The following is an 11,644-nucleotide window of genomic DNA, read 5'->3' as shown; positions in this document are numbered from 1 at the left end:
ATAGAAGCTATGGAGGAATGTTCAGGTTATGTTGTTATATTTAAAATAAACAACAATTAAGAGGCTTTCTCTTCTAACCCTTGTTTTTCCCATACTTTAGCTTTAAAGGTCATTAGTACTAAAACAACACCAACACCAATGCTAAATAATGCAATTTGTAAATATAAGTTAGGAATTTCATCAACATTATTCGGATCGAAATTACCAGCAAGTAAACCTGCAATAATATTACCGATTGAGTAAGTTAATACAAATACACCCATCATTTGACCTGTGTAACGTTTAGGCGATAACTTACTTACCGCACTTAATGCTACAGGGCTTAAACAAAGTTCACCCACAGTATGCAAAAAGTACGTAGTAACAAGCCAGTAAGGCGCTACTTTTAAGCCTTCAGCTGCGTAATGAGCCGCCATAAACATAACTAAAAATCCTGATGCCATGATAATTAAACCAAGCGCACACTTAACACTATAGCTAGGTGACACTAAACTTTTAGATAAATTAATCCAAAGCGCTGCAAAAAATGGCGATAAAGCAATAATAAACAGCGAGTTTAATGATTGAAACCAAGTGGTAGGGATTTCAAAAGTACCAATAAGACGGTCAGTATAGTCGCGAGCAAATAAATTTAATGATGAACCGGCTTGTTCAAAGCCTGACCAAAAACATGCAGATGCAATACATACTAAAAAGAGTGCCCACATTCTTTGTTTTTCGGCATCAGTTAATTTACCCGTAAAGTAAATAACACCAAAATAAACAAAAAATATAACAGTGAATACAATCGCGGTGTAACCTGCAACAACTGTAGGGTTAATAATAATAGTGCCAGTCATCGCGGCGGTGGTAATTGCAGCCGCTGCAATTATAAATATAGCAATACCACCCCAAGCGCGTGAAGTGCCTTTTGGACCTAATGGATTAGCTGGTAAAGCACTGTGCTCAGGTAAGTTATTAAGTGAGCGTTTATACTGCACTAAACCAATAGCCATACCAACAGCTGCTGCACCAAACGCCCAGTGCCAACCTACGTTTTCCATAAAGTAACCACAAACGTAGTAACCAATTAAAGAACCTAAGTTAATACCCATGTAGTAAATAGCGTAACCGCCATCACGACGCTCATCAGCATCGCTGTATAATTGGCCGACCATTGCGCTGATATTTGGTTTTAGCAAACCAGTACCTGTTGCTACAAATATTAAGCCAATGAAAAAAGAATAATCATGTGGAATAGCCAAAATAATATGACCAATCATAATAATTATGCCGCCATACCATACTGCTTTTTGACCGCCGAACAATCTATCAGCTAGCCAACCACCAGGTAAACCTAAAAAGTATACTGCGCCTGTGTACAAACCATAGATTGCAGCAGCTGATGCAACAGTAAAGGCAAGGCCTTCTTCTTGTAAGCTTGCTGTCATAAACAATACGAGCATAGCTCGCATACCGTAATAACTCATTCGTTCCCACATTTCAGTGAAGAACAATGTTGAAAGTCCTTTAGGGTGGCCAAACCAGCCACTATCTGGAGCTGAACTCATATTTACTTCCTAACTTTAAGTATTGTTATGATGGCCTTATAATTTTTTGCTTTAGCTATTTTAGAATTTGTAACGACTAAAATGCTCGACCATCAGTATATTATTTGTAGCTAAGATAATGATTTGCTATATGGCAGTAACACCACAAGGTAAGAGACACACCCTTATCCTAGTTACAATTGCGCTCAAGTATACATATACCTTAGTGCTAGGGGAAGTATTCGCGGTATATCACCCTATGCCAAGTTAAAACTCAGCATAAGGAACAATTGGAGTACCTGGAAACTCAAGTGTTCCGTACACAGGATTAAAGTAATAACGTATATAAAGCTGACCAAAATTTGGCTCGTAGAAGTCAGAACGATCAATGGCTAAGTAGCCACCAAAAAACCAATTTGGCGTAATTCTATACTCAAAACTACCTTCAAGGTTATATGAAACACCAGAACTTGTTTCACCTTCAAAAATAGGGTCAACACCTGTTATTGATTCTATAGCGTATGCGTCTAATTGCAGATTAGTGTTGTTGGGGAAGAAATCAATAGATTGAGTCGTTGTTTGTGAATACGAAACACCGGTTTTTAATCGATAAACAAAATCATCGCCCCAACGTGCATCATAAGTGAGAGGTACAGATAAACCTACATAGTTTTGTGGGCTGTAATAACCACCATGGCCCCATGTTTCTTCACTTAAATTATATTTGTATGCCCAATGTAATAAGCTAGCGCCTGCGGTAAATTCACGATCTTGATTGCTAATTACACGGTAATAAGTGCCGCCCATCATACGATAGCGTTGATTGTCTTTTACATTTTGGCCTTTATACAGGGTAAAGTCGGCACTTGACCAAAAACCCCATTTTCCGCCTAAGTCGTGCGATACATTAGCAGTTAGGCCTGTAGAGCGTACACCACCCCAAACTTCACCTGTTTTTACATCTTTAAGACCTGCATAAGAAAGTACCGAACTTGTAACTGGGCGCTTTTCAAGTTCGAGGCTGTAACCAAAGTCGCCAAAACTGTCTGCGTAATTTACACCCCATACAATATCTTCAATTAAAAAGCCGAGTGGGGTCGTACCTACATCAACACGCCAGTTTTCATTTTGCCAACCAATACCTACATCTACACCACTTTCCTGTGGTGTTACTTCATCGATTGAACAGGTGAAAATACACAGTGCACCTTGTCCATAGCGACTGCCAGCAAATTGCTCATCAAAACGCGTTGTTTGTGCGCTAATAGTAGTCGGGTCTATTTTAATAAACCCTTGGCCTTGCCAAAGAGGAAAGTAAGCTTCAATTGGGACTAAGCCTGCACCAAGCGTTGCTTCGCTTTCAGTACTTGTTTGTCCGCTAAAGTTAACACCAATGGCAATGTAAGCTTGGTTTTTATTTTGCTCGTTTATTAGCTCCCGTTTAGCACCGTTTACATACCATTCGTCGTTTTCATCTATTTTTGAAAGCGCCCCGTAAAGTTCTTTTTCATTTAATGTACGATTAGGAAATAGGGTTTGTGCGTACCAAGATTGTGCTTGTTCGGTTTCATTAAACTTACTGGCTACTTGAGCACCTAAATAGCGTAACTCTTGATCGTTGGGTGACTTTTCAACAAGTTGGTTAGCTAAATAAAGTGCATCCCCTGAGTAATTAAACTCATTAAGAGATGACATGATTTGGCGTTGTAAATAACCTTCTTGCGACGTGGTTTGCGTAATCGCTTTTTGCGTTACTTCTTTTGCTTGAAAGTCGTCCCCAAGTTCTAGGTAGGTATTAGCAATAGCGAGCAGTGCCTGAGGCTCTATGGTTTGTTTATTTTGTACTTTTTGCTGATACAAAATAACGGCCGCTTCGCGCTGTTCAAGTGCTAAATTTGCATTAATAAGGGCAGTAGTTGTTGCTGGAGTATTTTTATATTTTTGATCCAGCTGGTTAAGCTTCGCGATTAAATCACTACCAATGTAATACTGAGTAATATAGCTATTTTGTAGTTGTACATATTGAGTTGTTTCGTTTTCAGTGGCGCTCTCTGGTAGTACGTAATTTTCAAACCATTGCTTCGTTTTATTCTCATCACCTTGATTTAAAAGCCATTCACCATAAAGTGTATGCCAATAAGCAGAAAGCGAAGGCTCAGCTTTCAGTGCTTTGTTTATAAGTTTTATAGCGTGCTTTTTTTCGTCGATTCTATACCAGCTTCGTGATAACTCAGCCTGCATAGCAGGTGTTAAGCTCTGTGCTTCTAAGTTACTTAAATGATAAATAGCAGTGGCTTTATCTTTAGCGTCAAGGTGGCGCTCACTTTGTGTTAAAGATTCATTAAGTTGCAGCTGCTGTTCAAGCGCAATAATGTCTTTATCTCTGGATTTAAATGGAATGTACTGCAAGGTTTTAATAGCACCTTGATAGTCATCAAGAGAGCGTAAAAAAAGCGCGTGGCTGTAACGAATCTGAGGGTTCAACGGGAATTGCCACAGCACATTATTAAATAAAGCGCGGGCCTCTTCTGTCAGCCCCTTTTGTTGGTATATAAAGGCTAAATCGTAGTATAACCAAGGCTGTTCTGGCGCTATTTCAATAGCGTCTTTTAATACTTTTTCGGCTTCCTCTAAATCTCCCGACTGTGCAAACGTATTTGCCTTTGCGCGGTACTGACTGCTTAAAGATACAGAATAAGATTCTTTAATTAGTTTCTTTTGATTAAACGATAAGCTGTTATAAAAAGAGGTTAGGGCTTTTTCATTCTGATCTAATTCAGCTATTTCAAGTAGGCCTATTAAAGCGCTGCTATTAAGTGGATCACTTCTTAAAACAATTTGATATGTAAGTGCAGCCTGTGAATATTGCCCTTGAGCAAATTGTAATAAACCTTTGTTATATATTACTGTATTAGTTTCTTGCTCTAAGGTGGCTGCTAAATCAAGCTTAAGCTTAGCCGTTTTAAATTCTTTATTATTAATGGCATTTTTAGCTTCGCGTATATAAAGCCAAAGCTTAGCTGTTTTTGCTAATTCTTGTAGTGTTTCACGTTCAGCGAACTCAGTTGTGTACTTTTGTGCACGAGTAAAATATTGATACGATTTTTGGTTTTCACCAAGGCGTAAATAGAGTGTGCCAAGGCTTCGCATTATAGCGCCGTCTTGCGGTCGGCCTCTTAAAGCTTTTAAAAGTAAAGGCTCTGCGGCAGCAAGTTTATTTTTCTCAAGTAATCTATCGCCCCTAACCCAAAGCTGATAGGCGGGGTCGACAAGAAGTGTTTGACGTTTTTTATAATCTTTTAGAAAATCTTGGTATTGTAATTCACCTTTACTACTAAAAGGATAAAGAGTGAAATAGCGCTGATACTGCTTAACTGTATCATTCGTTAAGGGCATTTCTAGCAAAGCACTAAGCCAAATATATTCTACTTCATTAATAAAAGTAGAGCCTGCGCCATATTTACTTAAAATATCAATCGCTTTTTTATCTGTAAGATTACGCCTAAGTATGTGACGGGCATAAGCAATTTCTATCTGCGCAATACTTGGGTAGCTTTGAGTTAATTTATTATAGCCTTTTTTAACACTTTCCCATTGGGAGCTATCTTGTCCATACCAGCTTAAATGCTCAAGCTCGTAACCTAATGTAGGGTAGACGTTTTTAAAAATATTATTATAGATTTCGCGAGCTTGTTCATAACGACCCGCACGAGCCAATAATTTAGCTTGCTGAATTGAAGATTTGTCTTTTCCTTCAGTACGAGAAAGAACTTTTAGCTTTTCAACGCACGGAGCTTGTTTGGTAAGCCCATTATCTATTTTACTTAGTAATTGGTTGGCTTTCGCTGATTCGCCATTGGCAAAATCATAACGCGCTACTGCGCACTGTGTTTCTATGCGGGCAGGGGCAATAGCGACTAGCTTTCGCAAGCTATCTTCAACTAGTTTTTTATTTTGCTGTGCTTCACCAATACCTATTTGGCTTAGTAACCAATCAACAGATTGCGTATCAATATCGTTGACTGTGTTAGCGCTTAATCCAGAGCTAAGCGCTAATGTGCAAGCGAGGGCAAACCTTAACGGCATTCAGTGCTCCATACCGGTTGTAGCGTCCCATCTGCTGTAATTGAAAAACGCTTATTTAAAGCACTTGTACCAAACAAGTTAAGTACGCTGTCGTAATAACGAGTCTGGGTAAATGATTTATCAATCATTAGTTTTTGCTGAATCGCCATTACTGTAGAATTATCGTTATTAGTCGCTAGTAAAGGTAATAAAGCTGAGTTAAAGCCTAGAGGGCCTCTTTTTTCAGATTTTCCTGATTTAGCAAAAGTATTTAAAGGCACGTAACCACGTTTATTAATTGTTTCTATAAAAGGGTTGAATTGCGCTAATAGCTCTTTTTTATAAGGCGCGTTGTCTGCCATCATACTTGCCCATAAATACACTCTAATAGCGTTGTAACTGCCCAAGTCGCTCGTTTTTTTATCGTAATAAAAGCCGTTATTTGCATCAAACATTACCCAGTCAGGGCTAACACCTTGCTTTGCTGTATCTAAAATCAACTTTGCTGAGCCTTCGTGCAGTTGATGCCAAGGCGAGTGTGGATAAAGCATTTTAAACTGCTGATAAATAAATAACGGTGAGTAGCTCGGGTTTAACTTAAAACGCTCATTATCAAATTCAAAACCAGTAGGGGCGGGTAGTAATGATAAACCTAGCCCCGAAATATAGGCGGTTTCTTCACGCATTATCCGCTTCGCAAGTACGGCTGCTAATATGCTGTAGCGGCGGTCATCCCAAAGAATAGCAGCTTGCGATAAACTGTATGCTATCCATAAGTCAGAATCAGACGCTGGATTTGAATCTAAAATTCCGCCAACATTTTGATTGTTAACACCCCATTGCCATGCTGGTAAACGAGTGCTTAAATCACCCTCTGACAAATGTTCTTGCGTCCAATCCAGGACTAGGTCAAACATTGCTTTGTCATTTGCTACGACAGCAAAAAATAAGGCATAAGATTGGCCTTCAGAGGTTGTGACTTTTTGCTCACTCCCCAAATCAATAACGCGACCATCTTGGCTTATAAAGTTACTTTTAAACGTTTGCCATGCATCCCATGGTTGGCATTGCTCTATTTGTGCATTGGCATTAAAGGTAAATAATGCAATCACGGTAAAAAATACATTAATGAGTGACTTCATTACTTATCTCCTTCAGCTAATCGCTTGTATGTTAATGCTTGCAGTAATCGCCATATTATAAATGAGATCAACAGTAGTGTTAAAATAGACAATAGCGCTAGTACAAATGGGTGATCCGATAAATGGAACCAAATTAGGGTATGCACAGGAATATGACCAACAAAATATTGCTCATCAGTTTTAATTGTCTTAATGCCTTGAGAATTTATGACCGCAGCACTGCCTTTAATTTGCGCAAGAGCTTCTGAACTCATTAACGCATCATCTAGTAGAGTAAAGGCTTTTTGTGATGTTGCACTAAGCGATACAATTGAACGCTCTGAATCAAACGGTGATTGAAAGCCAGTAATAACGGCCATATCACCACTACTTTTTATACTTACTTGGACTTTATCTGTTGTCTGCTCATCGTAAGCACCATTGTATATGGCTTGTTTTATAGCGCGCTGATTATTATCAAGCAGGATATTGGTTTGCGCATCTTCATCTAAGTTATTAGCAATGCTATTAGGTTTTGCGATAACTAAGATATCTTTATCATCTAAGTTGGCATCTTGATTTAAATGAGCAACACTTATTCTATGAGCGGGGTAGCCTGTAATAGCACCAAAGTGGCCTGTTAAATTAAACAATACAGATAGTGCTTTAGGTGATGGAACTTCATCTATCAATACTAAAGTTTGTTGTAAGTCTGCGTATTTTGTAAATGGGAATCCGCTATTTGCAAATACATTTAAATCAGGCAAAGCCATGTAATGATCAAACCCACTTACATCAATGTTAGAGTTTCCATCAATTACCCCGTACTCGCCACCAGGTGGAGCAATGGCACACTCGCCTTTTTTAAGTACTGCAAATCTAAAGTCAAAATTTAACTCATTTCGGCTGGCAAGATTAATACCGTCTAATGAAAAGTCTTCAGCGCTTTGCGTTGTGTCTGTATTAGCGATTAAAGGCAGCAAGGTTTTTGCGGTAGTTAACGATGTGTCTTTTTTATCAAGTAAAAAACCACTTATAAACTCTTGGTTTATTAACATGTTTAAACGTGAATTTAAGGTTTCGCTCTCTGGCGTATTACGGTATTGCAAAGTAATAGGAATACCTTTTTCACGCCAAGTAAATAAATCAGGTGCAAAACGAACATTTAGTTTTATAGGACCGTTGTTAAGTCCCTCAGCCTGTAACTGAGTTGGATAGTCAATAAGCTCGTCAAAGTGCACGGGACGATCGTTTCTAAGCCATCTCGGCGCATCATAAGCTTTACGCAGTGGGAGTTTGTTAATTGCTTCGATGCTTGCACTTCGGCCAGTCATAATTTTATGACCAAACACAAGACCAGTAACCGCTGTTTTTAAGTCTTTTTCGTCACGCCCTAAAATTAGCAGCATTTTATTGTATCTGTGAATAGGGCTTGAAATTAGCTCGACGGTTGGCTTTTCAACATCTGGATAATCTTTTAAAAAATCAGGTTTTGAGTCATTAGTAATAAACACCACACTGTGCTGCTCTGGTGCTTTATTTAAAACTACGGGAAAGTTAGCGCCACGCCAGTCTGCTTGTGCGCCAAACCAACTTGATAAAGTGGCTGCCGCTTCTATAGCTTGTGTATTAGGTGTGCTTGCAAATACAAAAGGTAAGTTTAATTTGTTGTAATCTTTAGCATCAAAAAATGGTTCTGGTAAATATTCAAGGCGGCTATCAATTGCTAACTGTTTTTGATCAAGCGTGATGTGGCTTGATTTGTTTATTTCAGTCCAAATTGAGCGGCTAAAGTAATCTTGGCATCGTAAGTCGTAGTAGCCAACTAGTTCAAAGCGAATTTGGTTGTAGTCTTGAATGTATTTAGCATTTAGGTCTAGACTATGACTTACCGTATTTTTTACAATACTTAATTGCTCATTAATAGGTAAAACAGTAACTAAGTTATCGTTAAAATAAACTTTTAAATGCGATACATTAGCCAGCAATGAAGGTGAGTTAGTATACGAAAAGTTAAGCTTTAAATTAGTGCTTAATTTATCAATTCTATTTGTGAAATCGACTCGAGAATTATTATTCACGCCGTCGAGTTTATAGTCGTTGAATCCTAACTTTTCAAAGCTAAGACGTAGACTAGATACCTGAGCGCTCTCAGGGTAGCCATTTACAAACATAGTTTTGTCGTGCATAGGCTCGATAGCGAGCACTTGATATGCGCTACTAATAAGTAACAATGCTAGAAATGTATTAAGTAACTTTTTAATCATAATTATTATGCACTATCGGTTTTTTTGGAGTAAATGAATTTATGTAAATGACAGTATTAGTCATAAACTTAATTATTGGTTGTAACGCTCTTGGAGCATGAAATAGTAAATTACTAAAGCCCCGTAAACTGGTTTTTTGTACTTCTTTGAAGCTATATGATGGACGGTCATGTCTAAAGTTATTTTGCCAATCTAACCAAGCATCTGCTCTGGAGAAAGTACATTGTATAAAAGCTCTTTGCTTTTCGAGAGATAAATCTTTAAGTGTAAGGCCAATTTGTTTTTTACGGGTATTACATACATAAGTTGTAAACGAAAATTGCTTGTTACCGCGACTCATTAGTAATTCAATTTTATCGTTAACGCGGCATAAATGTGCGTGTTCAGTCTCTATGCCTACACCGTTATCTGAATAATCCGTTATTTTTACTTTTAAAGTATGACCATTTGCTAAACGAACGCCGGCAGGAAAGTTTGCCTTTATACGATGCGAGTGTCTCACTTGGCGAGCCTCAGCAGCAACCGCAACCGCAGCACCCAAAATAATAATATTATAAAAAGCCCAACCCATACTTATTATAAGTACGCCAATCTGGCTTGAATCACCTAAAAACAGACGTAATACACCCACTATTATTCCAAGTAAGTTAATAAGTAAGAGAATTAAATACGGTTTTGAAATCCCCCAGTCGTAATGCTCTTCATCATTTAAACCGCCTTTTTCGGTTACGTTAAATTTACCTTTATTAGGATTAAATAAAGCAACGGTAGTTGGTTTTAATATGTACCAAGCAAGTACTGACTCATACACTTCCCCCCAGAAGGAGTAACGGTATTTACCTTGAATGCGTGAGTTAGTTGCTTTTATCTGAATTAACGTTGGCACCACATAGATAAAAATAGCGATAAAAGGGGCATAAATTATGTACGCGTTAAAATATATCAACGCTAAAGGGGCTGTTAAAAATACAATGCGGGGAATACCAGAAAGGAAATGCAGCATTGCATTTATATAACATAACCGTTGAGGAAAGCTTAAGCCTTTACCCATTAACGGATTATCAAGTCTAAATATTTGCGCCATACCACGCGCCCAGCGAATTCGTTGACCTATATGCGCTGATAGACTGTCGGTGGCAAGACCTGCGGCTTGTGGAATGTTTATATAAGCAGTTTTATAACCAGCTCGCTGCATACGAAGAGCCGTGTGAGCATCCTCAGTTACTGTTTCAAACGCAAAGCCGCCAATATCATCAAGTGCTGCTCGTTTTAATACGGCGCAAGAACCACAAAAGAAGGTTGCATCCCACATGTCGTTACCGTCTTGAATTAGTCCATAAAACAACATGTTTTCGTTAGGGATTTGACTGTGGTTATTAAGATTTCGCTCAAATGGGTCTGCTGAGAAAAAGTGGTGCGGCGTTTGAACCAAACACAGCTTACTGTCTTTTAAAAATTGGCCCATTGTCATTTGCAAAAACGAGCGAGCAGGCACGTGGTCACAATCAAAAATTGCAATATATTCGCCATCAGTATAGCGCATAGCGCTATTCATATTACCGGCTTTAGCATGATTGTTATCCGAACGAGCTAAATAGCCGACTCCAATTTCCTCTGCAAATTCCTTAAACTCTGAGCGCTTACCATCATCTAATATATAAACATTTAACTTGTCTGCAGGCCAATCGATACTTAAAGCAGCGAGAGTAGTGGGTCTTACAACGCTTAATGGCTCGTTATAAGTTGGAATATATACATCAACCGTTGGCCATAAGTCAGTATTTTTTGGTAAAGGTATTGGTTTTCGCTCAAGTGGATTAATTGTTTGGAAAAACCCTAAAATAAGTACAAGCCAGGCATAAGTTTCAGCAAGTAGTAAGCCGCCACCTAGTGCAAGTGCAAGCGGATCATCCCAATTTAAAGTCTCAGTATAACGCCACCATAAGTAACGAGAAGACGTAGTTACTGAAAGGGTGATCATAACAATGGTTGCCATTTGGCCTTTAACTCGCTTAAGTGCATACGCAACTAACAAAATAAAGCTTATAAAAATGGCTTGAGCTTCTAAGCTAAAAGGAATTGTAATGAATATTGCTAATAAAAATAAAATAAACGCGAGAATGACATACTTAACTAATTTATTTTGCCATACACGCGCATCAGCTATTGCCTTAGTAGCACTTTTTTTAGGACCTTTTTTATTTTTCGATAGTAGGCGCTTTAATAATTTACCTAACTTTAAATCAAACCAACGTAATTGCCTTAAAAGAAAGCTAACGCCACCGTAAAAATAATTAATGGCATCTTCTTTTACTGAGCTCGGTTTAAGTTGGTTTTTAAAAAATACTAAAAAAACACTTTGTATAACAAAGCGTAATATATTTGAGTAAATATAGGTTCGGTAAGGTAGCCTTAAATGAGGGTAGTAGTCATAAAGGGTAAACTCAAAGCTGATTTTATGCTGCTTAATGTTTATAAATAGCGAGCTTAAAAGTGTAATAAATGGCATTAAAAAAGCTTCAATTACATTTACTTTGTGTTGATTAAAGTAGCTATGAAACTTGAATAAAATGTACCTTACTAACTTATCAGTAAATAAAACACTTAGCAGCAAGTATAAAGTGCTGTGAATGGGGCGCTGATAAAATAGTGTAATACTCAT

General features: G+C 38.1%; 5 protein-coding genes. All 5 read right to left on the bottom strand.

Going from position 1 to position 11,644, the window contains the following annotated elements; translation table 11 throughout:
- Positions 1-56: 56 nt before the first annotated feature.
- Complete coding sequence (locus GQR54_RS15540; RefSeq protein WP_166378828.1) at positions 57-1,550, bottom strand: peptide MFS transporter; 1,494 nt, start codon at positions 1,548-1,550, stop codon at positions 57-59.
- A gap of 246 nt (positions 1,551-1,796) precedes the next feature.
- A complete protein-coding gene (locus GQR54_RS15535; protein ID WP_166378826.1) occupies positions 1,797-5,615 on the bottom strand; it encodes a cellulose synthase subunit BcsC-related outer membrane protein in 3,819 nt (1,272 codons plus the stop codon).
- The gene (bcsZ, locus tag GQR54_RS15530; RefSeq protein WP_166378824.1) at positions 5,606-6,736 is read right to left on the bottom strand and encodes a cellulose synthase complex periplasmic endoglucanase BcsZ; all 1,131 of its coding nucleotides are present in this window, start codon (positions 6,734-6,736) and stop codon (positions 5,606-5,608) included. The genes GQR54_RS15535 and bcsZ overlap by 10 nt, the downstream gene beginning before the upstream one ends.
- Positions 6,736-8,982 (bottom strand): cellulose biosynthesis cyclic di-GMP-binding regulatory protein BcsB, encoded by a 2,247-nt coding sequence (gene bcsB / locus GQR54_RS15525; RefSeq protein WP_166378822.1) that lies wholly within the window; start codon positions 8,980-8,982, stop codon positions 6,736-6,738. Before bcsB ends, bcsZ begins: the two co-directional genes overlap by 1 nt.
- Positions 8,975-11,644 (bottom strand): UDP-forming cellulose synthase catalytic subunit, encoded by a 2,670-nt coding sequence (gene bcsA / locus GQR54_RS15520; RefSeq protein ID WP_166378820.1) that lies wholly within the window; start codon positions 11,642-11,644, stop codon positions 8,975-8,977. The genes bcsB and bcsA overlap by 8 nt, the downstream gene beginning before the upstream one ends.

The sequence above is a fragment of the Pseudoalteromonas sp. Z9A4 genome (genome assembly GCF_011378845.1).
GTDB lineage: Bacteria > Pseudomonadota > Gammaproteobacteria > Enterobacterales > Alteromonadaceae > Pseudoalteromonas > Pseudoalteromonas arctica.
The sequence above is the reverse complement of the archived record's forward strand: the minus strand, read 5'-3'. Positions and strand labels throughout refer to the sequence as shown.

Coding starts and splice junctions, on each gene's coding strand:
- bcsA (WP_166378820.1), bottom strand. CDS start 11,644: ATGAGTATTACACTATTTTATCAGCGCCCCATTCACAGCACTTTATAC.
- GQR54_RS15535 (WP_166378826.1), bottom strand. CDS start 5,615: ATGCCGTTAAGGTTTGCCCTCGCTTGCACATTAGCGCTTAGCTCTGGA.
- bcsZ (WP_166378824.1), bottom strand. CDS start 6,736: ATGAAGTCACTCATTAATGTATTTTTTACCGTGATTGCATTATTTACC.
- GQR54_RS15540 (WP_166378828.1), bottom strand. CDS start 1,550: ATGAGTTCAGCTCCAGATAGTGGCTGGTTTGGCCACCCTAAAGGACTT.
- bcsB (WP_166378822.1), bottom strand. CDS start 8,982: ATGATTAAAAAGTTACTTAATACATTTCTAGCATTGTTACTTATTAGT.